The sequence below is a fragment of the Pseudomonas sp. SJZ080 genome (genome assembly GCF_007828295.1).
Taxonomy (GTDB): Bacteria; Pseudomonadota; Gammaproteobacteria; order Pseudomonadales; family Pseudomonadaceae; genus Aquipseudomonas; species Aquipseudomonas migulae_A.
Genome location: NZ_VIUK01000027.1, coordinates 19970 through 46752, shown reverse-complemented (window position 1 = coordinate 46752; position 26783 = coordinate 19970). Strand labels below are relative to the sequence as shown.

24 protein-coding genes and 2 pseudogenes are annotated in these 26783 nt (G+C 57.9%); 5 read left to right on the top strand and 21 right to left on the bottom strand.

The genetic code is table 11. From position 1 onward, the window contains the following. Nucleotides 1–200: 200 nt before the first annotated feature. The 12 genes and pseudogenes from FBY04_RS26945 to FBY04_RS26885 all read right to left on the bottom strand — a co-directional run bounded on the left by FBY04_RS26945 (nt 201) and on the right by FBY04_RS26885 (nt 12259). A complete protein-coding gene (locus FBY04_RS26945; RefSeq protein WP_145318203.1) occupies nt 201–1262 on the bottom strand; it encodes a chemotaxis response regulator protein-glutamate methylesterase in 1062 nt (353 codons plus the stop codon). Beyond that, nucleotides 1259–1771: a chemotaxis protein CheD gene (locus tag FBY04_RS26940; RefSeq protein WP_145318199.1), complete on the bottom strand. Its 513-nt coding sequence runs from the start codon at nt 1769–1771 to the stop codon at nt 1259–1261. The genes FBY04_RS26945 and FBY04_RS26940 overlap by 4 nt, the downstream gene beginning before the upstream one ends. After that, nucleotides 1764–2570: a protein-glutamate O-methyltransferase CheR gene (locus FBY04_RS26935; protein WP_145318196.1), complete on the bottom strand. Its 807-nt coding sequence runs from the start codon at nt 2568–2570 to the stop codon at nt 1764–1766. Before FBY04_RS26935 ends, FBY04_RS26940 begins: the two co-directional genes overlap by 8 nt. After that, nucleotides 2567–3493 (bottom strand): chemotaxis protein CheW, encoded by a 927-nt coding sequence (locus FBY04_RS26930; RefSeq protein ID WP_145318193.1) that lies wholly within the window; start codon nt 3491–3493, stop codon nt 2567–2569. Before FBY04_RS26930 ends, FBY04_RS26935 begins: the two co-directional genes overlap by 4 nt. Before the next feature lie 47 nt (nt 3494–3540). Beyond that, nucleotides 3541–3984 (bottom strand): annotated as a pseudogene (locus tag FBY04_RS26925) (methyl-accepting chemotaxis protein); the annotation flags it as partial. Between the two features lie 41 nt (nt 3985–4025). Then, entirely contained in the window at nt 4026–4559 is a 534-nt protein-coding gene (locus tag FBY04_RS26920; RefSeq protein WP_145318189.1) for a chemotaxis protein CheW, read from the bottom strand. Nucleotides 4560–4563: 4 nt separating this feature from the next. Further along, nucleotides 4564–6204, bottom strand: a complete 1641-nt coding sequence (locus tag FBY04_RS26915; protein WP_145318186.1) for a methyl-accepting chemotaxis protein — start codon at nt 6202–6204, stop codon at nt 4564–4566. Nucleotides 6205–7108: 904 nt separating this feature from the next. Then, nucleotides 7109–7477, bottom strand: coding sequence for a hypothetical protein (locus FBY04_RS26905; protein WP_256667176.1), 369 nt, complete (start codon nt 7475–7477; stop codon nt 7109–7111). Between the two features lie 44 nt (nt 7478–7521). Continuing rightward, a complete protein-coding gene (locus FBY04_RS26900; protein ID WP_145318177.1) occupies nt 7522–9102 on the bottom strand; it encodes an integrase in 1581 nt (526 codons plus the stop codon). Between the two features lie 47 nt (nt 9103–9149). After that, nucleotides 9150–9614, bottom strand: coding sequence for a hypothetical protein (locus FBY04_RS26895; protein WP_145318174.1), 465 nt, complete (start codon nt 9612–9614; stop codon nt 9150–9152). Further along, nucleotides 9604–11145: a site-specific integrase gene (locus FBY04_RS26890; RefSeq protein WP_145318172.1), complete on the bottom strand. Its 1542-nt coding sequence runs from the start codon at nt 11143–11145 to the stop codon at nt 9604–9606. Before FBY04_RS26890 ends, FBY04_RS26895 begins: the two co-directional genes overlap by 11 nt. After that, nucleotides 11138–12259, bottom strand: a complete 1122-nt coding sequence (locus FBY04_RS26885; RefSeq protein WP_178118332.1) for a site-specific integrase — start codon at nt 12257–12259, stop codon at nt 11138–11140. Before FBY04_RS26885 ends, FBY04_RS26890 begins: the two co-directional genes overlap by 8 nt. Nucleotides 12260–12526: 267 nt before the next feature. Between FBY04_RS26885 and FBY04_RS26880 the strand changes: the two are divergent. Both FBY04_RS26880 and FBY04_RS26875 read left to right on the top strand, forming a co-directional pair. Next, nucleotides 12527–13057 (top strand): annotated as a pseudogene (locus FBY04_RS26880) (histone deacetylase); the annotation flags it as partial. 185 nt (nt 13058–13242) lie between these two features. Continuing rightward, a complete protein-coding gene (locus FBY04_RS26875; protein WP_145318166.1) occupies nt 13243–14484 on the top strand; it encodes a TIGR03862 family flavoprotein in 1242 nt (413 codons plus the stop codon). Nucleotides 14485–14618: 134 nt separating this feature from the next. Here the strand turns inward: FBY04_RS26875 and FBY04_RS26870 are convergent, their stop codons facing one another. After that, nucleotides 14619–15953: a DEAD/DEAH box helicase gene (locus FBY04_RS26870; protein ID WP_145318163.1), complete on the bottom strand. Its 1335-nt coding sequence runs from the start codon at nt 15951–15953 to the stop codon at nt 14619–14621. Nucleotides 15954–16005: 52 nt separating this feature from the next. Further along, complete coding sequence (yedA, locus tag FBY04_RS26865) at nt 16006–16932, bottom strand: drug/metabolite exporter YedA (protein WP_145318160.1); 927 nt, start codon at nt 16930–16932, stop codon at nt 16006–16008. 164 nt (nt 16933–17096) lie between these two features. Here yedA and FBY04_RS26860 point away from each other — a divergent pair, with 164 nt between their 5' ends. After that, entirely contained in the window at nt 17097–17552 is a 456-nt protein-coding gene (locus tag FBY04_RS26860; RefSeq protein WP_145318157.1) for an Lrp/AsnC family transcriptional regulator, read from the top strand. Between the two features lie 576 nt (nt 17553–18128). Here the strand turns inward: FBY04_RS26860 and FBY04_RS26840 are convergent. The 3 genes from FBY04_RS26840 to FBY04_RS26830 form a co-directional block, all read right to left on the bottom strand. Then, on the bottom strand, nt 18129–18740 hold the full coding sequence (locus tag FBY04_RS26840) for a PolC-type DNA polymerase III (RefSeq protein ID WP_145318154.1): 612 nt from the start codon (nt 18738–18740) through the stop codon (nt 18129–18131). 22 nt (nt 18741–18762) lie between these two features. Next, nucleotides 18763–19242, bottom strand: a complete 480-nt coding sequence (locus tag FBY04_RS26835) for an NYN domain-containing protein (protein ID WP_145318151.1) — start codon at nt 19240–19242, stop codon at nt 18763–18765. 269 nt (nt 19243–19511) lie between these two features. Beyond that, nucleotides 19512–20258: a DUF2076 domain-containing protein gene (locus FBY04_RS26830; protein WP_145318148.1), complete on the bottom strand. Its 747-nt coding sequence runs from the start codon at nt 20256–20258 to the stop codon at nt 19512–19514. 178 nt (nt 20259–20436) lie between these two features. On the opposite strand from FBY04_RS26830, the gene FBY04_RS26825 reads away from it, so the two are divergent. After that, entirely contained in the window at nt 20437–21111 is a 675-nt protein-coding gene (locus tag FBY04_RS26825) for a YciC family protein (RefSeq protein WP_084319622.1), read from the top strand. Nucleotides 21112–21178: 67 nt separating this feature from the next. Further along, a complete protein-coding gene (locus FBY04_RS26820; protein WP_145318145.1) occupies nt 21179–22255 on the top strand; it encodes an endonuclease/exonuclease/phosphatase family protein in 1077 nt (358 codons plus the stop codon). 115 nt (nt 22256–22370) lie between these two features. Here FBY04_RS26820 and FBY04_RS26815 read toward each other — a convergent pair whose 3' ends face one another. The 4 genes from FBY04_RS26815 to FBY04_RS26800 all read right to left on the bottom strand — a co-directional run bounded on the left by FBY04_RS26815 (nt 22371) and on the right by FBY04_RS26800 (nt 26763). Then, a complete protein-coding gene (locus FBY04_RS26815; protein ID WP_084319608.1) occupies nt 22371–23207 on the bottom strand; it encodes an ABC transporter ATP-binding protein in 837 nt (278 codons plus the stop codon). Then, a complete protein-coding gene (locus tag FBY04_RS26810) occupies nt 23195–23998 on the bottom strand; it encodes an ABC transporter permease (protein WP_084319610.1) in 804 nt (267 codons plus the stop codon). The genes FBY04_RS26815 and FBY04_RS26810 overlap by 13 nt, the downstream gene beginning before the upstream one ends. Before the next feature lie 9 nt (nt 23999–24007). Continuing rightward, nucleotides 24008–24994: an ABC transporter substrate-binding protein gene (locus FBY04_RS26805; protein ID WP_084319612.1), complete on the bottom strand. Its 987-nt coding sequence runs from the start codon at nt 24992–24994 to the stop codon at nt 24008–24010. Nucleotides 24995–25392: 398 nt separating this feature from the next. Further along, nucleotides 25393–26763 (bottom strand): aspartate aminotransferase family protein, encoded by a 1371-nt coding sequence (locus tag FBY04_RS26800; RefSeq protein ID WP_145318142.1) that lies wholly within the window; start codon nt 26761–26763, stop codon nt 25393–25395. Nucleotides 26764–26783 lie beyond the last annotated feature (20 nt).

The window sequence follows — 26783 nt, the reverse complement described above, 5'->3', positions numbered from 1 at the left end:
ATGGCAAGCAGGAGTACGATCCATAGCCGACGGCTGATGGGCATGTTGCGAAGAATTTTCATTTGAATGTTCGATCCTCATGAGGCGAAGGTGATTTTTCAGGCTCCGGGCTCGGGCCTCTTTTCAGCTGCACAGCCCATCCCCCTTACAGAGCCGTCAGTGCCCATCGATATAAGTGGGTTCTCTGGGAAAGCTTGTATTCATCGCCTGCCGGTCATGCCCGCGAGGATCGCCGCGGGGATCTCACCGAGGGGGAGCATCCGCTCTACCGCGCCCAACTTGAACGCCTCCTTCGGCATGCCGAAAACGACGCAGCTGTCCTCGTCCTGGGCAAGGGTTCGTGCACCCGCCTCGCGCATTTCCTTCAAGCCGCGCGCACCGTCGTCGCCCATACCGGTCATGATGATCCCCAGCGCGTTGCCGCCGGCCGCACGGGCAGTGGAGCGAAACAGCACGTCGACCGAAGGGCGGTGCCGACTGACCGGCGGGCCGTCGCGAACCTCCACGTGATATTGGGCACCACTTCGTGTTAGCAGCATGTGCCGCCCACCGGGGGCGATCAACGCGCGCCCTGGGGTTACCCGGTCACCATTGCGCGCCTCCAGCACCTCGATCCGACACAGCCTATTCAGCCGCTCGGCGAAGGCCGCGGTGAAGCGTTCCGGCATGTGCTGAACGATGACCAGGCCGGGACAGGCCCGCGGCAAGCGCGTAAGTATCGCTTCCAACGCCTGGGTGCCGCCGGTGGAGGTGCCGATGGCCACCAGCGTCTCGGTGGTCTGTGCCATCGCCAGACTTGCGGCTGGCAGGATCGCGTCGGCGGACAATTTGACAGCAGCCTGGGGGACCAGACGGCGCAGGTTGGCCCGCGCCGCGCTCTGGATGGCCTGGACCAGTTCGTCAACGGCTTCGTGGAGGAATTGCTTGAGCCCCAGCCTGGGTTTGCTGACGATACCGACCGCGCCTTCCGCCAGCGCTTGCAGGGTGGTCTGCGCCCCAGCCTCGGTCAGCGTAGAACAGATCACCACCGGAGTCGGTCGCTCAGCCATCAGTTTCCTCAGGAACGTGATGCCGTCCATGCGTGGCATTTCCACGTCCAGCACCAACACATCGGGCCATTGCCGCTGCATTTTCTCCAGGGCGAACAACGGATCGGCGGCCACGCCGATCACCTCGATCCCCGGCTGTGCGGCGAGCACGGCCGACAGCACCTGGCGCACCACGGCGGAGTCGTCGACGATCATGACCTTGATGGGCGTCATGCGCGCGTCCCCTGGCGTGGGTCCAGTGCCGGCGAAACATGCTTGAGCGAGACATGGCCGCTCCACAGGTCGAAGATAAGGTTGCGGTGGCCCACCCCCTCCACATGGGTACCCCTGCACGTCAGACCGTGAACCTGTAGCAACTGCCTGGCGGCGTCGACGTTCTTTTTGCCCACGTGCCTGTCCTTTTGCCTACCGATAGAGGGAAACATGTTGCCGCCGCCGAATAACTGGATGCGGAACTCCATGGGCGAGACGCCGTGAACGCGAGCTTCACGCAGCATCAGCTCGATGGCTTCATCGCCATAACGGCCGTCCAGCTCCCCGGTTGGCGGGTGCGGCCGGGTCGGCAGCATGAAGTGGCACATGCCGCCGATCAGCAGCCTGGGATGCCAACACACCAGAGATACACAGGAGCCCAGCAGAGTCCGGATGCGCGTGTAGCGGTCGCCGAAATACAACTCGCCCGGCTGCAAAAAGATCTCGATGATGCCGTCGGGTCTACGCATGAGGCTTGCGGTAGATGGAAGGGGCCACGACTTTAAGCTCGTCGCAGACACCGTTCAGGCTCTCCGAGTGGCTGACGATGAAATAGCCACCCGGCTTGAGCAACGGCAGCATGCGCCGCACCACTTGACGCTTGGTCTCGAGGTCGAAATAGATCATTACGTTACGCAGGAATATCACCTCGAACTCACCCAGTTCCGGCAGCGCTGAATTCAAATTTATCTGCTGGAAACGCAGACGGTTGCACAACGCCGGGTCTATCAGCAGCTTACCGGCGTGCTCGCCGACTCCCTTGAGGCAATATCGGTTCAACAGCGGCCGTGGAATGTTTTCGGCGTCGGCAATGTCGTACAAGCCCGCGCGGGCCTTTTCCAGCATGCGTGTACTGAGGTCCGAGGCGAGCAATTCCCAGGGTCGACTGCCGAGGGCATCGGCCAAGGTCATGGCGATGCTGTAGGGCTCCTCGCCGGAGGAGCAGGCGCCACTCCAGACGCGCAAGCTGGAACGGTCGAGCAACTCCGGCAGGATCCGCTCACGGAGGAAGTCGAAATGCTTCGGCTCGCGAAAAAAGTAGGTTTCGTTGGTGGTCAACAGGTCCACCGCGACCTGCAGTTCCGCGCGCTCGCTCATCAGCAGGCGAAAGTATTCGCCATAGCCGGACAGCCCATGCTGGCGGACGCGCTTGGCCAGGCGACCGCTGATCAGGGGCTTCTTGGCATCGGACATGCTGATCCCGGCGATCTCGAAGATCATGCCGCGAAACTGCTGAAACTCTTTATCGGAAAGCACCGGATTATTCATTCTGTAGGGCTCCTTGGGCCGAGCGCAACGAACTCATTCACTGAAAAACCTCGCCCGATATCCAGCAAGGTGACGCCCTGGTTGTCGATCGTGACTGTACCGAGGATGAAATCGCTGGAAATCCTGTTGTCCGATGTTGTCGGCGACTGGATGTCCTGCAAAGGGATTGGCAGCACTTTGACGACCGCATCGACCAGAACACCGACCAACTGCTTGCTGTCGTCGCGAATCACTTCGAAGATGACGATGCTGGTGCTTGGACCGATCTCTATCGGCGGCCCACCGAAATGGGCACCCAAGTCAATCACCGGCACCAGCGCATCGCGCAACCTGATCGCCCGACGCAACCGCGTCGATAGACCGGATCCGGTCACGATTGGAGTGACCTCGACGATCGTATCGACACTCGACGCGCTCACCGCGAACGGCGCGCCACCGAGTGTGAAAAAGAGGTAGCGACTATTTGGCGCCGCGGTGTCGGCGGCCGGCGATGTACCAACGCCCGTACCGACAAGAGCCCGCTCGATATCAAGCAACTGAGCGGCGAGCCTGTTCAGCAGGCACACTTTGTCCTCAAGCTCATTGAGCTCGTTGCCAAAGGAAATATCGGGTTGCTCACCGATGATCAAGCGGCGCTCATGGCGTTTGGAGTCGCTGTCCTCTCCCCTGTCGTCAGGCTTGTTGAGATGCTTTTTCGCAAGAATCTCAGAGACGGCACTGAGTTGTTCGATCGCGTATCGATTGAAGCGCTCGAGGCTGTCCGGTTCGACTTCGGCAAGCGACTCAAGGGGAGCACTTATCTGAATATCGGTGCGTGGATCTCCCCGGTAGCGAGTGCTCAAGACGACGAGTATCACGATGCCGAGAGCCGAGACTGCCAGCAGCCAGAACATCAGGTTGCCGGTGTCGATCAGTGAGTTCATTGCATTACTCCTGCAAAGCCAGACGACTGCCAGTCTTGACGCGCAGCGCCGGCGAGCGTGAAGAACTCCATTAATCGCTGCAACCGCTCGGCCTGGCCGCTCATTTCCTCGGCCATGGCAGCCAGCACTCCAGAGGCCGAAGCATTCTGACGGGTAATCTGGTTGAGCTGGTTCATCGCCACGCTGATCTGACCAACGCCGCAGGACTGCTCCTCGGAAGCGGCAGCGATCTTCTGGACCAGAACACTGGTCTTCGCGATGCCGGGAACGATCTTGTCAAGTAGACTGACGGCCCGCTCGGCCAGCTTGCGCACCTCGCCGCTCACCACGGCGAAGCCCTTGTCGTGGACGCCGGCGCGTGCCGCCTCGATGGCGGCATTCAGGGCGAGCAGGTCGGACTGGCAGGCGATGTCATCGATGATGCCGATCCTTTCTGCGATGCTCTTCATCGCCTGCAGCGTTTCCTTCACCGCGCGCGCCCCTCTCACTGCGATCATCAGGCGCGCCGAAATGCCCATACGAACTTCAGGAATCAACAATCCGACTCTCCGTACTCAAGAGCCTCGCTCACCTCATCCAGCGCAGCGAGTTCGCCCACCGAGAGCACCCGACCGATATCCTGAAGAATGACCAAACGGCCGTCGACCTTGCCCATTCCCTGGATGAAGTCGGTGTGCACATGCGCACCGAAGGCCGGTGGCGGCTCAATGTCCGACAGATTGATTTCCAACACCTCGTTCACTGCGTCGACCAATACGCCAATCACCTGTTGCTCATCGCCACAATCCACTTCGAAGATGACGATGCAGGTGCGCCGGCCGACCTCGGTCGGCCGGCCACCGAAGCGCGCTTCCAGATCGACCACCGGTACCACCGTCCCATGCAGGTTGATCACCCCGCGAACGCTGGGTGGCATCATCGGTACACCAGTGAGCTCACCGTACTCGATGATGTCCTTCACGCTGAGTGTGCCCACGGCAAACTGTTCGCCGGCCAGGGTGAAGGCCAGGTACTGTCGGGTCTGCAGTGAGTCTGCGCGATTGTCCAGCTTGATCGACTGTCCCACGGCATCACTCCTGGAAACGCACAAAACCGCTTGGCACCGCCGAATCACGGGTATCAGCCAAGCGGCTGATGGCGGGCTGGTTCGAAACCGCCCTGGACCTGGCAGAAGCGGTTGAGGGAGAAGCGCCACGCTCATTCTCACCGTGGCGCGTCAGACTGAAAAAACTCATCAGTTGCTGCAACTGCTCAGCCTGCCCACTCATTTCCTCGGCGGTGGCGGCCAACTCCTCTGAGGCAGAGGCGTTTTGTTGGGTGATTTGGTTGAGCTGGTTCATCGCCGTATTGATCTGGCCCACGCCGGAGGATTGCTCGGCGGATGCGGCGGCGATTTCCTGGACCAGATCGCTGGTCTTGGAAATGCCCGGAACAATTTCATCGAGCAGGCTGCCGGCACGCTCGGCCAGGGCCACCGAGCCCTTGGCAACCTCACCGATTTCCTGGGCGGCGACCTGGCTGCGCTCAGCCAGCTTGCGTACCTCGGCGGCGACCACGGCAAAGCCCTTGCCATGCTCGCCGGCGCGGGCGGCCTCGATGGCGGCGTTGAGCGCGAGCAGATTGGTCTGATAGGCGATGTCATCGATGATGCCGATTCTTTCCGCGATGCTTTTCATCGCGCTGACCGTGTCCTTGACCGCCACGCCGCCTTCAACGGCCTGCTTGGCGGCGTTGCCCGCCATACCGTCGGTGACCCGGGCGTTCGCGGTGTTCTGCTCGATGGAAGCGGACATCTGTTCGATCGAGGCCGACGCTTCCTCGACGCTGGCCGCCTGCTCGCTGAAGGCCTGACTCAAGGACTGTGCGGTAGCGGAAACTTCCTCGGAGGCGCTGGTCAGGGCATTGGCCGACCCACGCACCTCGCCGATGATTTGTGAAAGTTTCTCTACCATGCCCTTCAACGCGGCTAGCATGCTGCCGGTGTCGTTACTGCGCAGTGGTATCGTTACGCCGAGATCACCCGCTGCAACCCTGGACAGCACCTGCGCCGCAAACGCCGGTTCGCCGCCCAACTGCCTGAGCAACCCACGGGTAATGAAAAAGGCGATAAAGACAGAAACCAATACCGCAGCAATTAGCATGCCGATGAGAATCTGCTGCGCCCTGTTTGCAGCCGCATCACTTTCGTCGTAAGCCTCTTTAGCCAACTGGTCGTTAAAATCGACGATGTCCGACAATACATCATCCACTGCCTGAAACAACTGAGTGGTCTCATTATTCATGAGATCCGTGGCTTTCAGCTTATCGATTTGCGCAAGAGCCAAAACTCTTTTGGCCGATACTTCATAAGGCCCCCATGCAGTATCCAGTTTTTTCAATAAATCCCTTTCGCGATCAGTGAGATAGGTCTTTGCGTACTTGTCGAGCAACTCAGTCATCTTCGCTTTGTTTCGGTCCATACCCTCGACAATTTTGTCCAGCTCGACCTTGTCGGAAATCAAATAGTCATAAAGCCCACGGTTATGGTAAATGGCCTGCATGTTGGCATTCGCCACGTCTTTGATAGGGACTAGGTTGTTGGCGTACATTTCGTTGAGCATGGTGTTGATGTTATTGCCACCCACCAAACCGACCAACGCGATAATCAATGTAATGAATATAACGGACGCAAAGCCCAAGCCCAGCTTCATCGCAACGGAAACACTCTTCATTACTTCACGGCCCTTTAATTGACTAACTTTTTACGAGCTAACGTAGCCGCGCCTGCCAGAGACGCCCTGCTCCCCTGCCGTCAGGATGCAGGCGACATGCGGGATCGCCAGGCGACGAGGAAAGATGCGTGGGCCACGGCATGATCGATTGCCGTGCTCGCTACGGATCCGCCACATATCGGCCGGGCCGCTAGTGGGAACCGGTACCGCTCGCTATGCGTCGAAAGATTGACGGCAGAATGCAAGCAGCCATGATGCACGCCGTGGCCACTGATCAACCATCAGACCCCGCTGGTTTTGAAGTGAGCATTTTAGAGATGTAAGTAAGCATTGCCCTACAGCGAGAGACTCCTGCAAGCAGACTCCGGGAGTGTTGCCGCTGATTGAAAACTGACCCAGTGGGTCAGTTTTCAATCAGCGCCAACACGCTAAGGAAAAGGAATGTTTCCTTTTAGTGGTGAATACAGCCGTAAAGACAACATTTCTTTACTTACGGCTATCGACCGGTTGAATCCACAACCAAAAACTGACATTCGTGATCGATGACGGTTTTCTGGGTACAACCGCGCTTTGAAGCCGTCGCCAGTGGAATGCCTGGAAGTCAAAGCGCCCATTCGTGGCCTTCCCCAACGACTTGGTGCGATTCGCTGACCACGATTAGTGTCTTACCGCGATGCACTAGACAAAAACTCGATACAAGCTCAGCGTCCACGCCGACGGCTGATGTTATGTCACCAACCGTTCCGATCCAGACATATCGCTGGGTTTCGAGGCAAGCCAAGTAGTAGCCGACAGACATAGCATGCTCCACAAACAAAAATACGAATCCCAAGCTCCCTGAAGCTACCGAGGGCAGTCGCAGCAACAGGCGTGATCTACGCCCAGCATGAGCGCCTGCCATCCACTATGGTCTTTGCTGTCGATTGATGGCGGGTAGTGGGCGGCATAGGAACTGTTCATCCAAACCCCGGCTGTAAGCGTTATAGGCCCACCGCACAAATTGTTCGAGCAGTCGATCATTCTCCATTTGCAGGCGTTGATTCTCGCCTTCCAAACGTGCAATTCGCTCGTTTGTCGCTTGAAACTCTGGGCTTATGGCCTTCTTCTTCCCAACCGAAATAGAGAGTGTTTTTTTACGTAAAGTGAACGCACTCCTAATCCGTTCATGCTTATGAAGCGCCTGACGCGTGTAGGTCCCCCGCAAACGGCGAGCGACGCTTTGGATCAGCAGATCCCAAGTCAACTTTCCAGACCAGCCATCAAGGATCGACACGATCTGCTCTATAGCACCAGGGGTAAGATTTCTCGAACGAGACATCACAGGTCCTCAGACTCTATGCGTGGCACATTTGGATCTTCAATGGCTGGACCTTGAAGTTCATACGTTTTCACAATTTGATGATGGGCCAGTAACTGTTCCAATCTTGACGCGGGTACAACCCCACGCGGCTGAATAATTGCGTTCGCGGCAACGGAAGAGTCCTCAAAAATGTCACACAGTTCATCCAAACGTTTTAGGGTCAGCGTCTGGTGTTCGACCCAACGGTTGGCACCAAATGCCTCCTCGTCCAGCGCTTCTAAGGCTTTCGCGAGGAGGATCTGGATTTCCAGACGATGCTGACGTATAGCCTGCTCTCGGACCACATCACCTTTAATGCACACATGCTCATCACAATTGAGGCAATCTCGATAGAGCTGACAAGGCAGCATGGAAAAATCGTGCAGGCAATATCCCAGGTCCGTTGTATGGGCGGTCACGATCTTCAGTGCCGCAAACTGATCCCGTGCAATCAAACTACTGGGTGGAATACTGGCGATATGCCCGGCCGACTTTTCCGGATCACCTAAAGCGGACCTGGCGAGTGCCAGCACATCCCTGTCGGATTGGTGATCATAGCACCTGTTCTGTCCAACCTTGGCGCGACCGCTCCACTTGGCGATGTCGAGTTGCGATAATCCGCCCATCTGTGCCACGGTATTTAAAAAATGGCGAAATTGATGCGTCGTGATTTTCATTGGGCTGCCATCTAATTCACGATATCCGAAGCGATCAAAAATATTGAGGGCCCTTCGCGCACTTGACAATTGCTTCTGAATATAACTGGTGTCTGGTAAGACGATTACCCCTCGGTACGTTGCCCACGCCTCGGTTAATTCATTAACGCGCGTCAAGCAAAGCCCTTCACTGTATTTCAGGTTGTTGTTCTGGTCCGCCATCGGGAAGTTAGTTGGCAGCATCGAAATGATCACTCGTTCAATGTCCGCGAACAGAAATCTCGGGGCATTTTTTCGCTGAGGTTCATAAGGAATGTGTTCAACAATCCCATGCTTCCTGCACCACCGTGCCCCACGCTTGGCGTGATTGCCATCGGGCGGTGGAGTGAGAAAAACAATCGAACTCACCTCTTCTGAACTTACTAGCGTCCTCCCCCGAAGAGTCTCCAATTCCGCTGGTAAATAAATGGCATCAGGATGTTGCTCATACCACCGTGCTACGTCACGCGCGGGCGTAGAAATGCTCCTGAGTTTACTCACCGCCTCTCGAGCAACACTGGCCATGGATTGCACCACCCATTTGACTTGCGCCTTTCCACCCTTTGAAGGCCGCCAGCGCAATCCATACAGTTGTTGCTTCGTTTTTGGATCGAACTCCTCCACTTCGCATTGTATTGAAATGGATAGCACCTCATTAATGCGACTTGGCGCCGACGCCAACAAAGCACAAACACAGGAGGTGAAGATGTCGCCAAGTTTTTCGGCGGCTCCGAAGATTTCGGCAATCGCCTCTAATGAGGCCGACGAGGGCAGACGAGCTTGACGCGAAGCATCAAACTCAGGCCCAACGCGGCGCTCAAAACTCGTTGGCGCTCGAAGCGGGTTTTGCCATTGGATTGGCACAGTGCAGAGCTGGTGCTCGACAAGAAACTGCGAAATGCGCTTGAGTTCTACACCGGCAAAAAAGCGGCGGAGGTTTGATAACGCTCATTAAGTATCGCGCATGCGCGATTAAAATGCCCCAGACCGGCTTTGATTGGCGTGACACAATCCTCTGTTTCCTCCAAAGCTACAGCCAGAGAACGGAGTGCGGCCAATCGGGAGCTTACGGTGGTATAGGGACACAACGCATAATCATAACGGCAGTAAGCTTTGGCAAAGTCTTTGTAAGGCTGAGGTAAGCAACAAGAATCCCTTTGCCCTCGCCCACTAGGGAATCCATGAAATCGGATACTTGAGCAAGAGTTTCGTCGTTTCAATCGGACATAATTGGTGACATCCCAACTGTCTGCATCAAAAATCAACCCACTACCAAAAGCCGTCAGAGAATCTCTGGCGAGGGTAATGAAATCCCTTAAGTTATCTTCAGCCGCGTGCGCTGCTCGGGGCTTGAACAGGATGACTCTATCGTCCATGACCCTGCTCCTTTCTGCTGCGGCATAAATGGACCACCTCTGCCACGGCGAGCATCGTTCGATCATTGATTGCCGCAATACGCCCATCCGAATAGCGTTTAGCATCCTCTAGCAAGAAATCCAGGACCGCCTCATGCGGCCCGTCCAACCAAGGTTGAAAACATTGGCAGGTGTAACAGGCCACGGGAGCATTCAATCCGCAGAAACTGAAGCTTCCACAAGAGCCCATTGGCCCTGCGCTTTGATCGATACGCAGATCAATGATGCGGCTGGAAGGGTCTGCACCACGAACAGCATTGCCCTCATGAGCTATCAATTGACCTTTAAAGGCTTGAGCCAGTGGCGCCATGTACAGCGCAGTCGCCTTTTCAATCCGCATCGCAAGTTCTGGTGTGGCGGCGACATAGACCCCCGCAGAGTCGGTACGCGAATGATCAAGCAAGTCCGCAATAACCAATACCCCATGACCTTCACGAGCAAGATTTGTCCCTAAGGTGCGCCGAAAGCGTAGGGCACAGATATTAATCACAGTCCCTGTGCGTTCAGATCGAACGGAAAGTTTGTCCAATGCAGACACCAACATTTTCCGTAAATTCTCGCTGGTGCGATGGAACCTTCCCCATCCTGGCCCACTCGCCAAATACTGTAACTGCAGGGGCAAAGGAAACAGGGGCGCCTGCTGGGTGTCTGGAAACTCTCCAATAAAGCGCTCGCTAACGCGCTGAGCATAATCAAACAAGGGGCGGCCAATTTGATTCACTAGCGCCCTGGGTTTGAGTTCCTGACGAAGCAGTGGATTTTGTTGCTTCGCACGCGGAATGAGCAAAAGAAAAGACTCTGTTCCATCCGCAGCCGCAGAGCGCACGACATCACAAACTTTCAAGGCTGCCAACTGAATAGGACGGGAACCTAACGCAATGAACAACAATGCCAGCAGGTAAATTTCCTCACTCAACTGCCCTGAGGCATAAGCGTCATTCAAGGCATCTTGAATGCCCTCTTGCTCAATTGGCGTGAAGGGTCCCAATACGGGATCCCACGTCAACACGGCAACCCCCGTTTCTCTTTTTCGAAGTTTTTTCTTGTCTAGGACGTACACCACATCATCTTGAATCCCCGGCAGGCCCATTGCATGCCATCGGCGTAAAAAAGCAAAGAGATTGCGTGTTCGAAAGGCGTTGGCGTCGCAATGTATAAATACGTCATTTCCGCCGATAAATTCCAAAGGTTCAACTCGATCCTCCTGCAATCGCAAGGCAAATGCTTTCAAACCTATAAAATGCCCCATCAAGGTACCCGGCGCCCTATTTTCGGCAAACCATATCAACGTAAGGCGGACCGAAGCCAAGAGCACGACGGAAAAATTCAGCGCCGAAAAATTTATATAAACCGAATCCACACCGTCCCGATACGACCAAAGAAGCTGGTTAGGGTCAAACACAACTCCGCTTTTGCTCCGAACTACCAAGGGAAGTGAAGGACAGACATCACTTTCTGCCATTACGAAGTCTATCTCTGCACTTTTACTCATCCCGATGAGCCTCCATACGCAATTGCTTTTGCATTTGTAAGGAAACAGCGGTGGCTTTTTTCTTGATGTGGCGCTGGTTATACACAGTGGCCATTCCGGATGTCTCGGACCACCCCATCAGTCGCGATCGCAGTTTTTGCTCCACGGTCGACGAAACTTCGTTTCTATCAATCTCTTCCGAAAAAAGATCATTCCAGGTATGACGAAGGAGATGGGGACAGAGATTTTCCGGCAATTCCGGGCAGTGTTGCCGTAGAGTGATGAACACTTTATTGAGTCCCGCAAGACTCAGCGGTTTGCCCGACCCACAGGCCACCCAAAGATATTCATGCTTACGCGCGCCTGTAATATTTCGACGAATGGACATTACATAAGTTCGAGTGAGCTCTGCTAACTCTGCGTCAAGTGCTAATAATCGACCACTCGTTTTGGCATTGGGTTGTCTCAAGCGAGGATCCGCAGGATCATCTGCCCTCCTGGCAATTAAAACTTCATTGGTCTGAAAATTAATATCCGAAATTTTCACACCAAGCAATTCACCTCGCCGTATCCCCAAGAATAATAACCAGCGAATCATTAAGTAGTTTCGCTGCCGAACATATTCATGTGACCACGGATTTTGCCCAAACGTTGGATCAACCACCTGTTGCAGAAGCGATAACATTTGCTCAGATAAGCCCTCGCGAGGCGTTACATTTGAAAAACGGTGTACTGAAGGGATGCGAGCCTTTATGGATGTAGACACCCGCTCCCGTAATTTTTCTAAATTAGAGAAATGTGGGTGTCCGCCCCCTGCTTTTAGTAAGTAATCGGTAGCAATCCAGTCAAGGTATCGGGCAATGTATAAAAGGCGTATGGCAATAGTGGCGGGATTAATTTTTTGCGAATTTGAGCCACTTGTATAATATGACCATGCAAACACACCACTTCCACATCGTTCTTCATCGCCAGCTGAGATTGGCAACTTACACGCCCCAACGATAGCTTCTATATCTCCTACAGTTAGAAGCTGGCCTTCACGCAACCGGGCGCATAAATCTATTTTTAGTTTATCCAGAACAATGAACAGCACCATCAGCGAGCGAAGTGCCTGATGAAGAGTGCTCGTTGACAAGTTAGCCGTTCTTAACTCTATCAGTACCCAAAGCGTGGCACTGTGTACGGGCATACCATCTTGCCGAGTACAAAGGACGGGAAACCGCTCGCCGCTATCGAATCGCACAAGCTTAATTCTATAAGGATTCATTGTTTACACACCTGACAGGTAAACAATAATCAACCTTAGATTACAAATTACTTCTGCGCAAAAAATATAAATAACTCTCTGTTTTTATTAGCTATTTTCCGAATAAATTTACATCCATGAAATGGTCATGCTGACTGCATCTTCAATGACCTGGCGGTGATCAGCCATTACCTGCTGGAGAGCGGTCGCGTGAATCGGGTGCTGATCTTCGATTGCGACGTGCATCAGGGCGACGGGACTGCACGGATCCTGCACAACACCCCGGACGCGGTGACCGTTTCCCTGCATTGCGAGAAGAATTTTCCCGCACGCAAGGCTGAAAGTGACTGGGACATTCCGTTGCCCAAAGGCATGGGCGATACCGATTACCTTAAGGTGGTGGACGACGCGCTGAGTTATCTGCTGCCGCTCTACCAGCCGGACCTCGTGTTGTACGACGCCGGTGTCGATGTGCATAAGGATGACGCGCTCGGTTATCTGAAGCTGACAGACGAAGGCGTGGCCGCCCGTGATGAAAGCGTGATGCGCCATTGCCTGGGACGGGATATTCCGGTGGTCGGGGTGATTGGCGGCGGTTACAGCAAAGACCGCAAGGCGTTGGCGCGACGTCATGGAATCCTCCATCACAGCGCGCAGCGGGTCTGGACGTCATCAGGTTGTCATTGAGGTGTGAGTCTTTACCCACAATGCCTGTGGAACTGCCTGTGGATAACCTGAGTGAAAGGACCTACAGGCCTTGCAGCGTATAGCCTGCAAAGGGGTGGTTGTTTTTTGATCAGCCCTCGAGCACGCCCACATTGGATCTGTACGGTAGAATGCCCGGCTTCATTCCGCCAAACCGCAGTGCATTCATGACCCAAACCTCCGCCGCCCTCCCCCTTCAAGTCGCCATCATCGGCGGCGGCCCCGCCGGCCTGATGGCCGCCGAAGTGTTGAGCCAGGCCGGAATCAAGGTCGATCTGTACGACGGCATGCCTTCGGTAGGCAGGAAATTTCTCCTCGCTGGCGTGGGCGGCATGAACATCAGCCATTCCGAAGCCTACCCGGCATTCCTCGCACGCTACGCCGAGCGTGCACCGCAGATTGCACCACTGCTGCGCTCATTTGGCGCCGAGGCGCTGTGCCAGTGGATTCATGATCTGGGCATCGAAACCTTCGTCGGCAGCTCCGGCCGGGTGTTTCCAACCGACATGAAAGCCGCGCCCCTGTTGCGCGCCTGGCTCAAACGATTGCGGGATGCGGGTGTAGTTATCCACACCCGCCACCGTTGGCTGGGCTGGGACGAAAACGGTGGATTGCTCATCGGAAGTCCCGACGGTGAAAAAACCATTCAACCCGACGCCACTTTGCTGGCCCTCGGCGGCGGCAGCTGGTCGCGTCTCGGTTCGGACGGCGCGTGGATGCTGCCATTGGAGCAACGCGGCGTAGGACTTATGCCTTTGCAGCCGAGTAATTGCGGCTTCGAGGTGCAGGCCTGGAGCGAATTGATGGTCAGCAAATTCGCCGGCGCGCCGCTGAAAAACATCGCCATCGGGCTCAACGACGATGTTCCGCGGCTCGGGGAATGTGTGATTACCGCCACCGGCATTGAAGGCAGTTTGATCTATGCGCTGTCAGCGCCCATCCGTGAAGCCATCAATCAACACGGCTCAGCGACGATTCATCTCGACCTGTTGCCCGGCAGGCCTGTGGATAAAGTTCAGGCTGCATTGAGCAAACCGCGCGGTTCACGTTCCATGTCCAAGCATCTGCACAGCCAGCTGGGGATTGATGGCGTGAAAGCGGCGTTGCTGCGCGAACTGACGCCGGCAGAATGCTTCGCCGATCCGGCATTACTGGCCAAAGCAATCAAGGCGTTGCCACTGACGCTGGTGAAAACCCGCCCACTGGATGAGGCCATCAGCAGCGCCGGTGGCGTGATGTTCGAGTCGATGGATGAACGTTTGATGCTCAAGCAACTGCCTGGCGTGTTTTGCGCGGGGGAAATGCTGGATTGGGAAGCGCCGACCGGCGGTTATCTGCTGACGGCGTGTTTCGCCAGTGGGCGAGCGGCGGGGTTGGGGATGGTGGAGTGGCTCAAGCGCAAGGGTTGAGACCGTGGCGCGCCCATCGCGAGCAAGCCCGCTCCCACATTGGATCTTTTGTGAACACATAATTGGTGAACACCAGAGATCAAGTGTGGGAGCGGGCTTGCTCGCGAAGGCGGCCTAGCAGACGCCGTAACGAATCAAGGCTTACGCTTACGCGGCCCAGTATTAAACACCGGCACTTTTCGCACAGGCTTGATCGAAGGTTCCGGTGCCGAAGCATCCCCGCTCTCGACCCATTTACCCAAATTGCGCTTACCGCCACTGGACGTTTTCGGCTTCTTCGGTTTTTTCGGTTTCTTCACCACCTGGCCGCTGGCATCGGTGTCCGGCACGCGGTGCTCAGGTTCGAAATCGTGTTCCATCTGCCGAGGCAACGTCTGACGCGTCAACGTCTCAATGGCCGACAGCAGATTCACTTCATCCGCGCACACCAGCGAAATGGCATGCCCGGTGGCACCCGCACGGCCGGTACGACCGATCCGGTGGATATAGTCCTCTGCCACGATCGGCAGGTCGAAATTGACCACCAACGGCAGATCTTCGATATCCAGACCACGGGCGGCGACGTCGGTAGCCACCAGGATCTGTACTTCGCTGGCCTTGAAACGGTCCAGCGCACGCTGGCGGGTCGCCTGCGGTTTGTCGCCATGAATGCCGTCGGCATTGATGCCCAGGCCCTGGAGTTTTTCCACCAGCGCGTCCACGCCGTTGCGGGTCTTGGCGAACACCAGCACCTGCTTCCACTTGCCCTTGCGCAGCAAGTGGATAAACAGCTCAGGCTTGCGCTTCTTGTCCACCGTCACCACCCACTGCTTCACAGTGTTGGCAGCCACGTTGCGCGGGCTGACTTCGATGCTCAGCGGATCGTTGAGCATTTGCCCGGCCAGCAGGCGAATCGCATCGGAGAAGGTCGCGGAGAACAACAGTGTCTGACGTTTCTTCGGCAGCACGCGGTAAATGTTCCCCAGTTCCTCGGAAAAGCCCAGGTCGAGCATGCGATCCGCTTCGTCCAGCACCAGGGTTTGCAGCTGGTTGAACTTCAGCGCGTTCTGGCGGAACAGGTCGAGCAAACGGCCAGGCGTCGCCACCAACAGGTCGACGCCTTTGCGCAGCTTCATCATTTGCGGGTTGATGCTAACGCCGCCGTACACCGCGTAAGTGCTCAGCGGCAGGTTCTCGGCATATTGGCGCACGGCTTCGTGAACCTGTTCGGCCAATTCGCGGGTCGGCACCAGGATCAGCGCACGCACCGAGTTGGCAGTGACTTTCGGCCCTTCCATGGCCAGCAATTGCAGCAGCGGCAGTGCGAAACCGGCGGTCTTGCCGGTGCCGGTCTGGGCGGCGGCCATCAGGTCACGACCGGCCAGCACCGCCGGAATGGCTTGCGCCTGAACCGGCGTCGGGGTCTGGTAGCCGAGCGTCTCGAGAGAGCGCAGCAAGGGTTCGATCAGGCCAAGGGAGGCGAAAGTCATGGGATTACCGTAGGAAAAATCAGCGCGGGTATGCAATGGCGCGCAGTTTACCCTAATTCACGCTCGATTCTGTCTGCACCACGGCAGCCGGTCGTGCCGGCGTCCGGCGCCACTGCGGCAGACCGATCAACACCACGGCACTGATGATCACCAACATGGCCAACGCTTCTTCGATACCGATAGTCTCGCCAACGAACACGATTCCCAGCAACACCGCCACCGCCGGGTTGACGTAGGCATAACTGGTGGCTGCCGCCGGACGCACGTTTTTCAACAGGTACATATAGGCGTTGAAGGCGATGATCGAGCCGAAGAACGTCAGATAGGCCAGCGCCGCCCACCCTTCAATCGGCGGCATGGCTTCCAGATGCTCACCGCTCAAAGCACTGCCGATCAGCAGCGCCACGCCACCCACCAGCATTTCCACGGCACTGGCCATCGCGCCCTGGGGCAGCGGCAAGTGTTTGCTCCACACCGAACCGAACGCCCAGGCCGCTGCCGCAAAGATCAGCAACATCGCACCCAGCGGGCTCGATTGCAGGTTGGAACCGAGGTTGAGCATGGCGATGCCGATCAGTCCAAGCACAATCCCGGCCCATTCGAGACGGGTATTGCGCGCGCCCCAGAAATAGCCGCAGAGCAAGGTAAACAGCGGCACCGTCGCCACCGCCAATGCGGCGACGCCGGAAGCGACACCCATGTGTTCCGCCACACTGACCCCGCAGTTACCGCAAGCCAACAGCAAAATCCCGATGATCCCCGCCGCTTTCCACTGCGCCCAGGTCGGTGCCGGCGCCCCGCGCCAGCGCAGGAAGGCGTACATCAAGGTCCCGGCAATCACAAAGCGAATACCAGCGAGCAGCAAGGGCGGCCAATACTCCACACCGATACGAATCACCAGGTAAGTCGAGCCCCAAATCACGTACAAGGCGAAAAAGGCAGCGATCAACGGCAAGGGAAAACGGCGCAGGCCAGGCATGGGGCAGCTCACAGGCAAGGACAAATGAACAGCTATTCTAGAAAGGCCAACGGCGGAAAATAAGCTACAAAACCTGTTTATAGCGCCGGTACACTTTTCAAACCACGGAGATCAGCGCTATAAACCGTGTTTTCGAAAGTCAGTCATTTTTCAGGAATCCGACCATGGACAAATACGACCGCATGCTCCTCAGCGCCCTGCTGGAAAACGGTCGCGCGTCCTACGCCGACCTCGCGCGCAAGGTCAACCTGTCCGCCCCGGCCGTGGCCGAGCGCGTGGCCAAACTCGAGACCAGCGGGGTGATTACCGGTTACCAGGCGAAAGTCGACATGGCCAAGCTTGGCCTGCCGATCCAGTGCGTCATCGAACTGCGCCTGAACCAGCACGGCAACCAAAAGGCCTACGACGACCTGATCAAAATCCCACAGCTGACCGAATGCCACCGGGTGACGGGCGATCCGTGCGTGATCATGCAAGCGGCGGTGGGGTCGATGCCGGAGCTGGAAGAACTGATCAACCGGATCGCCAAATTCGGGTTCAGCAAGACGTCGATTGTGTTGTCGAGCGCCATCGAAAAGCGCGTGCCGTTGGGGCACATCGAAGGGAATGGAAAAGTCTGATACGACACTGCCCCTGTAGGAGCCGGCTTGCTGGCGATAGCGGTGTGTCATTCAACATTGATGTCGACTGATATACCGCTATCGCCAGCAAGCCGGCTCCTACGGGGGGATTGTGGTGTGTCTGGCGGATCTATCAAACGCCGCTGTAACTGGCAGACAACAAACCCGGCATATCCCGCAGCCGAACCTAAGGCTCCTTGCGCCAATGCAGCAGCCGCAGTGTTCCGCCGGCCCACTCCATCCGTCGAATTTGAGGCGCCGCTAAACACAAGCACCGAACCCCGTAGGAGCCGGCTTGCTGGCGATTGCGGTGTGTCTGGCGGATCTATCAAACGCCGCTGTAACTGGCAGACAACAAACCCGGCATATCCCGCAGCCGAACCCAAGGCTCTTTGCGCCAATGCAGAAGCCGCAACGTTCCGCCAGCCCACACCATCCGTCGAATTTGAGGCGCCGCTAAACACAAGCACCGAACCCTGTAGGAGCCGGCTTGCTGGCGATTTGCGGCGTATCAGCCGCCATCAATGTTGAATGACGAACCGCCATCGCCAGCAAGCCGGCTCCTACAGGTGCGAATCAAAATCCGCGATGGCGCTTGAGATGCTCATTGATCTTCGCCGCCGGGACTTTCTGCAGGCTGACCAGCAGATCATGCGACAACTCGCGCAACCCGTGCTTTTTCCGCAGCTCCTGCGCCAGATGCGCCGTCAGGTTGGCAGCCATTTCGGCATCGGCCATGGCCCGGTGAGCCTGGCCGGTATGGGGTAGTTGGGCGAAGGTGGTGAGCGTACCGAGTTTGTGATTCGGCGCGGCGGGCATGAGGCGGCGGGCGAGGAGCAGCGAGCAGGCAAAGTTCTGCAAACGCGTGCGCTTGATCCGCCCCAGTTCAAAGTCCCAGAACTTCTGGTCGAACGCCGCGTTATGCGCCAGCAACGGCGTGATCCCGACGAATTCGTTGACCTCGTTCATCACCTGCTCCGCCGACGGCGCGGTGCGCAGCATAGCGTTGCTGATGCCGGTGAGTTGTTCGATGAAGGCCGGGACACGCACGCCAGCATTCATCAGGCTCTGGTAACGCTCGACGATGCGCCCCTGCTCAAGGATCACCACGGCAATTTCCGTGGCCCGGCAGCTACTGCTCGGGGAGATCCCGGTGGTTTCAAAGTCGATGACTGCTATGCGTTCCAAACCTGTTTCAACTCCGTAAAAATCAATTCTTGAGCAGCAGCGCGCCTTCGATGGGCACGTAGCGACTGGCGGCGCGGATCAGCGAGTTGGCCGTCAGGCCCGGCACGCCGTAGGCCACCGCTTGTACGCCGTGCTTGGCGATGATGCGCTCCAGCAGCATGTCGAAATCACCGTCGCCGGAGGCCAGCACCACTTCGTCGACGTGGTCCGCCGCGTCCATGATGTCGAGGGTGATGCCCACGTCCCAGTCGCCCTTGGCCGAGCCGTCGCTGCGCTGGATGTAGGGTTTGAGCTTCACGATGAAACCGAGGTTGCGCAGGATCTGCTGAAACTGCTGCTGCTTGCTGTCACCACGATCGATCGCGTAGGCATAGGCCTCGACGATCTCGCCCTGTTTGCTGATATCAGCCCACAGCGCGGCGTAGTTGAAGTGGCAACCATAGGCCTGACGCACGGTGTAATAGAGGTTTTGAACATCGGCGAACACTGCAATTTTTTTCACCGCACATCCTCTCGGCGCTTAAAGCGCGCAGGCTGGATCAGGCACCGGGCCCGAAAAGTTGCCCAGTATGCCAGCCTGAAGGATTGTTCCGCGAATAATCGGCCCGAAGCATCCTGGATGCCTCGGACGAATGGCACCTGTGGCGAGGGGATTTATCCCCGTTCGGCTGCGCAGCAGTCGTGTATCCGGCCCACTCCATTTATCTGACCGGACGCAGGGGGCCGCTTCGCAGCCCAGCGGGGATTTATCCCCCCTCCACAGAAAATCAATCAGACGAAGGAATCGTCGTCGCCAAAGAACGATGAGCTGTCATCGCTGTAATCAGCATCCGTGAAACCGCCCTGATCGCTGGCGTTGTCAGCCACACGCTGATCGTCGCCCCAACCTTTGTCACCGCTCTGATCGTTGACCTGAGCCGGCTCTTCCTTGATCACTTCAACCACTTCCGGCTGCTGATTGTGGTGAAACAGACTGCTGATGCCCTGTGCCAGCATCACGCCACCCGCCACACCGGCGGCGGTTTTCAGCGCGCCACCGAGGAAACCGCCACCGACAGGTTGCTGTTGCGGCGCGTAGTTCTGCTGCGGTGGCGGCGCACCGAAGTTCTGCTGTGGCGGCGGCGGCGAGTTGAACGACTGCCGCCCCGGCTCACGCCAGCCACCACTGGAGGGCGGTGCACTGGGCGCAGGTGTTTCACGGGAGCTGCCGCCGAAAATACTCGACAGGAACCCACCGCCGCTCGGCGCCGGAGCCGTCGTCTGCGCCTTGGCCGATTGCAGTTCGGCCTGCAATTGCTGGACTTGCTGATCCAGTTGCTTGTTCTGCGCGTCAAGGCTCTTGATCGCTGCCTCTTGCACCAGAATGGCCTGGGTCATGAAGTAGCCCGCCGCGGGTTGGCGAGTCAGGTGTTCCTTGATCCGCGCCTCGGCCTGGGCGTCGCGCGGGGCTGAATCCGTTTCGGCCTGTTGCAGCCGGGAAAACAGTCCATCGATCAGGGTTTGTTCTTCGCTGTTCATGGCGACCTCGTAGATTGCCGGGGAAATCGTTGCCCTTCTCCAAAGAGGATAAGGTGCTCGACCTTAATGGAGGCTGAAACAAGTTGTTTCAATGACCTTTACCGAACGTTTACGTTTGCGTCCCGAAGCGCTGCATCGGTTAAAGTGGGCCACTGCTTTCAACCTGCGATACCGACTGATGAATCCGTTCGACGTACTGCGTGACTCTTTGTATTTCTTCAAGCGCAATCTGGGCCAGATCGTGCGGCTGTGCCTGCCACTGGTGATCGTCGAAGCGCTGCTGCAACAAGTTGTCGATCACTCGACCGAGCCGGACAGTTTTTCCGGCATCAGCGTGATCGTCGGGCTGCTGGTGTATCCGCTGTACACCGCCGCGCTGATCCTGTTTCTCGATGCGCGCAGCCGGGGTGAATCGCCGCGCAACCGTGACCTGCTGTCGAGGTCCGCCTACCTGTGGCCGCGCTTCGCCCTGCTTACCGCGCTCAATACCTTGCTGATCCTGATCGGCCTGTCGTTGTATTTCCTGCCCGGTATCTGGCTGATGGTGACCCTCGCGTTCGGCGAGTACCTGCTGGTGCTGCGCGGCCTGGCGCCACTGGCCGCGATGAAGGAAAGCCTGCGCCTGACCCGCGGCCATTTTCTGCGCATCCTGGTGTGCATTCTGTGTGTGATGGGGCCGTTGTGGTTGCTCAAGGGCTTGACCCTGGAGGTTTACCCGGAGCCGCAGAACCCGGTGATTTCCTTGCTGATCGACAGCGCCCACAGCTTTTTGCAGTTGTTCACCAGCGTGGTGTTGTTCCGTTTGTTCATGCTGATCACCGACGTTCCCGAGAAAGTCGACCGGCCGCTCTGACCGTGGGCTTCGGCGCGGCTCTCGGTTATGCTCGGGGCCATCTTTTGTAACGCTAATAAGCCGAGCCATGACCCGTCTACTGCGCTACACCCTGCTGGGCCTGGTGATTGCAATCGGCCTGATTGCCCTGCTGATCTACAGCCTGACCTGGCGCCCCGAGGCCAGGGAAATACTGCCGGTCAGTTGCAACGCCCAGGCGCCGAAACTGGTGCCCGGCCAGGCCCTGAAAGTCATGACCTGGAACGTTCAGTACCTGGCGGGTAAACGCTACGTGTTCTGGAATGACCTGGCGGCCGGCAACGACGAAAAACCGACCACCGAGGACATGGCCTTCAGCCTCGATGAAGTGGCGCGGGTGATTCGCGACGAGCAACCGGATGTCGTGCTGCTGCAAGAGCTCGATGACGGCGCCAAGGCCAGCGATTACCAGAACCAGTTCAAACTGCTTCAGGAACGGGTCGCCGACCTGTATCCGTGCAGCGCAGCCGCCTTCGACTGGAAAGCCGATTTCGTGCCGCAGCCGCATATCTTCGGCAGCGTCGGCCGGCAACTGGCGACCCTCAGCCGCTACCAGATCGAGCACGCAGAACGCCTGCAACTGCCGACCCTGCCGGCTAATGTCATCAGCCGCCAGTTCAAACCGAAAAACGCTTTGCTGGTGACATACCTGCCGTTGAGCGATGGCGGTCAGATCGCGGTGCTCAACACGCATCTGGACCGAGTCCTTCAACCCGACGACACGCTGCAAGCCCAGGTGACCGCAGTCGCCAAGGTCCTCGACCGATTCGAAAGCCGCGGCACCCCGTGGCTGATCGGTGGCGACTTCAACCTGTTGCCGCTGGGGCAATATCGACGCCTGCCCACGGAACAACGCGCGCCCTACTCCGCCGACAGCGCATTGCATGTGTTGTGGGACAAGTACCCGATGATCCCGACCAACAATGAAGCCAGCGGAATCGATCGGGCGCAGTGGCTGACGCATTACCCGAACGATCCGGGCTTGAACGGCCCGGACCGGACCGTCGACTACCTGTTCTACAGCCCGCGGATCAAACGGGTCGAGGCGATGGTGCGGCAGGACGATACCTTGCGGATCTCCGATCATTTGCCGGTGATTGCGCGGTTTCTGTTGCCGGCCAACTGACACACATAACCTGTAGGAGCCGGCTTGCTGGCGATAGCGGCGCCTCAGTCGACATCAATGTTGAATGATGAACAGCAATCGCCAGCAAGCCGGTTCCTACAGGAGATTGTGCAGCTCAATGCACCTCCTCCAGATCATCATGCAGCAGCCCGAAGATATTGCGCTTCATCTCGATAAACGAGCGCTCCATGACCATGTCCAGGGTCCGTGGGCGTTCGATCGGCACGTCCAGAATCTGTTTGATCCGCCCAGGCCTGGCGCCCATTACATAGACTCGATCGCCCAGCAAAATCGCCTCGTCGATATCGTGGGTCACGAACAGCACGGTCTTCTTGCTGTTGCCCCAGACCCGCAACAACAGCTGTTGCATTTGCAGGCGCGTCTGGCTGTCGAGGGCGCCGAAGGGTTCGTCCATCAGCAGGATCTGCGGGTCGTTGGCCAACGCCCGGGCAATCGCCACGCGCTGCATCATGCCGCCGGACAGCTGCTTGGCGTAGTTGTCGGCGAACCCGGTCAGGCCCACTTCATTAACGTAGTAATCGACAATCTCCTTGCGCTGCGCCGCCGCCATGCCGCGCCGCTTGAGGCCGAACTCGACGTTCTGGCGCACGGTCAGCCACGGGAACAGCGTATAGCTCTGGAACACCATGCCGCGATCCGCGCCCGGCCCCTGCACTTGCTGGCCACCGACATAGATCTCGCCTTCCGTGGGCTCGTTCAGGCCGGCGGTGAGGTACAGCAAACTCGACTTGCCGCAGCCCGACGGTCCGACCAGCACGGCGAATTGCTGATCCGGGACTTCGAATGAAACCTGATCCAGCGCGGTGAACACGCCGCCGTCGGGCTTCTGGTAACGCAGGCTGACCTTGTCCACCTGCAGGCGTGGCGCGGTGTGCGCCGGGGCAGCCATCGGGGTGACGAAACGCGGGTTGACGGCGGTTACTGAGCCCATGCGGTAATCCTCAGACGAAGGAAACGGAACAGTTGATCGGTGACCAGGCCCAACAGGCCGATGATCGCGATGGCGAGGAAAATCACATCCACCTGAAAGCCGCGCATGGCCTTGAGGCTCAAATAACCCAAACCGCTCGAAGCCGCGACCAGCTCCGCAACCACCAGGTAAGTCCAGGCCCAGCCCATGGTCACGCGCAAGGTGTCGAGCACGCCCGGCAAAGAGGCCGGCGCGATCACATGCAGCACCGCATCGCGACGGTTTGAACCCAAGGTGTAAGACGCATTGATCAGGTCTTTGGAGATGCCTTTGGACACGTCCGCGATCATCACCAGTTGCTGGAAAAACACGCCGAAGATGATCACCGAGACACGCTGTTCCAGACCAATGCCGATCCACAGAATGAACAGCGGCACGAACGAGGTCACCGGCAGGTAACGAATGAAATTCACCATCGGTTCAAGGAACGCCTGGACGATGCGGAAGCTGCCCATCAGCAACCCCAGCGGCACCGCCACCAGCGACGAAACGACGAAACCGACCACCACCACTTCAAGACTGGCCCACACGTGTAAACCGAGCGTGCCGTCGCGGCTCAGGCGCACGGCGGCTTCGACCACCGCGCCCGGCGTCGGCAAGAACATGCCCGGCACCACGCCGCCGTAAGACAATCCGGCCCACAGGCCAACCAACAACACCCAGGCCAGGCCGCTTGCGCTCCAGATCACCGACACCGGCAGGCCGGTCTTGGGCGTGATGCAGCGGCTCAGCCATGAATTGCGCTTGAACATGCGAACCTCCTACAGCGGGGTGACGAAGCGGTTGTCGATCAGGTCGTCATTGCTGACGTTGTAGGGTTTGCCCTGCAATTCACTGGCGGTTTCGTTGGCCAGTTTGATCAGCGGTTCGCTGTCGCCCGGCTTGCCCGGCGAGCCCAGGAGTTTTTCGCTCATGGCCTGATCGTAGAAGCGCACGCCTTGCGCGGCAGCTTCCAGCTCCTTCGGATCGGCGAGGTAACCACCGACGCCCTTGGCCATGATTTTGTAGGCCTCCTTCGGATGGTCCTTGGTGTACTGCACCGCTTTGTACAGACCGGCGACCAACGCCTTGACGTCTTCCGGTTGCTTCTCGATGACCGTGCAGTTGAGCGCGACCACGTCGACGATCACCCCCGGCGTGCTGCTGCTGTCGATCAGCACTTTGCCTTGTTGCTTGTTTCGCACCATCGAGAGATGAGGTTCCCAGGTCACGGCGGCCGGCACGCGACCGGCGATGAACGCGGTGGCGGCATCGTCGGCCGTCATGTTCTGCACGGTGATGTCGCTCATGCTCATGCCGTGTTTTTTCAGCAAGTACGACAGCCAGAACTGCGAGGTGGAACCTTCGTTCACCGCCACCGCCTTGCCTTTCAGCTCCTGCAGACTCTTGACGTCCTTGCCCACCAGAACACCGTCGCCACCATGGCTGTCATCCAGTGCAGCGACCGCTTTGAAGCAGAATTGCGGACGGTACTTGAGTACCTCGTCGATGGTCGACGCTGAGCCGGACAATTCGCCTGAGGCCTGCGCGGCCATGTACATCGAGGCCTCTTCGACGACCGGCAATTCGACGGTCAGACCGTTTTCCTTGAAGTAGCCCAGGTCCCGGGCGAGGTAGAGCGTGCCGTAACCGACCCACGTTGTGTGGCCGATAGAGAGGGTGCCGGCCTGGGCGCTGGTAGCGACCGTGGCGGCAAGGGCGGTGATCGCCAGTGGATGAACGACGCGGGTAAGCAAGGACTTGATCATGGAGCACTCCCAAAGCTGTTGGTTTAGTTTTGTCATGGGCAGTACGGCCAGCGGCCTTTGGAGAAGAGCTGCTACGGGCGGTCTCTGATGGACCTTGTTGTGGGCAGCGTTCGGCTGACTGGCGAGGTCGATGTTGGACCAAGGCGGGGATTAGGAAAATTAGGAAATATGTCGATGGGAGTGATGAAAAAACTGGGTAGCGTGCGCGGTAAAAGGGCGGGGTTGGCGGGGGTGCACGAGGTTTGTGCAAAAGTTAGAGGTGTGCTGAATTGACTATCGCATTCGCGAGCAAGCCCGCTCCCACATTGAATTTATGTCGGTCACAAAATTTGTGTACGACACCGATCAAATGTGGGAGCGGGCTTGCTCGCGAAGAGGCCTGAAAGAGCGCTACAAGGTCAGAGCCGGCCGTATTCCTGAGCGGTACGATCCACCGCTTTCAAGGTCTTGCCGACCAGTTCATCCACTTCCTCCCGACTGGCAATCAACGCCGGCGCCATGATCATCCGCCCCAGCGTCGAGCGAATGATCACCCCTTCCTCAAACCCGATCGTGCGGCAGCGCCAGGCAATGTCGTTCTCATGGGCAAAGCGCTTGCGGCTGGTTTTGTCCTCGGCCAATTGCAACGCCGCGACCATCCCGACACCCTGGATATCCCCCACCAACGGGTGATGACCAAACACCTCGCGCAAGCACTTTTGCAGGTACGGCCCGATGTCATCCTTGACCCGAGTCACCACGCCTTCATCGCGCAATGCCTTGAGGTTGGCGATGGCCACTGCGGCCGCCACCGGGTGCCCCGAATAAGTCAGGCCATGGGCAAACACCCCGCCCTGCTCCACCAGCACCCGGGCCATTTTCTTCGACAGAATCAGCCCGCCCATGGGGATGTAACCCGAGGTCAGACCCTTGGCGATCGACAGCGTGTCCGGCTCGAAACCGAAGTGCTCGTGGGCGAACCATTCGCCAGTGCGACCGAAGCCGCCGATCACTTCATCAGCACACAACAGCACGTCGTACTTGCGACAGATCCGCTGAATTTCCGGCCAGTAACTTTCTGGCGGGAAGATCATCCCGCCCGCGCCCTGGAACGGTTCGGCGATAAACCCGGCGACCTTGTCCGCGCCGAGTTCAAGAATTTTCGCTTCCAGTTGCTGCGCCGCCCGCAAGCCAAATTCGTCCGGGGTCAGGTTGCCTTCGTGGGCGAAGAAGTACGGCTCGTCGATGTGCTCGATGTCCGGCAGCATGCCGCCCATTTCATGCATGAACTTCATGCCACCGAGCGCCGTCGCCGCCAGCGTCGAGCCGTGATAACCGTTCCAGCGACCGATCATGACTTTCTTCTCGGGCTTGCCGAGGATCGTCCAGTAACGACGCACGGTGCGGATCAGCACCTCGTTGGCTTCGGAGCCGGAGTTGGTGTAGATCGCGTGGCTGTAGTGCCCCGGCAACAGGCTGAACAACAGCTCCGACAGCTCGATCACTTGCGGGTGGGTGGTGTGGAAAAACATGTTGTAGTACGGCAATTGCTCAAGCTGTCGAGTGGCTGCCGCCGCCAGGTCCTTGCGCCCGTAACCGAGGTTGGTGCACCACAGCCCGGACATGCCGTCGAGGTAACGCCGACCATCGTTGTCCCACAGGTGCAGGCGCTCGCCACGGACCATCACCCGCGGCCCTTCGTCGTTGAGCGCCTTCTGATCGACGAATGCGTGGATGTGGTGCGCAGCGTCGGCGGCCTGGTAGTCGCGGGTTTCACGTGGTGTGGTCATCGCCAGTTCTCCGTTTTGTT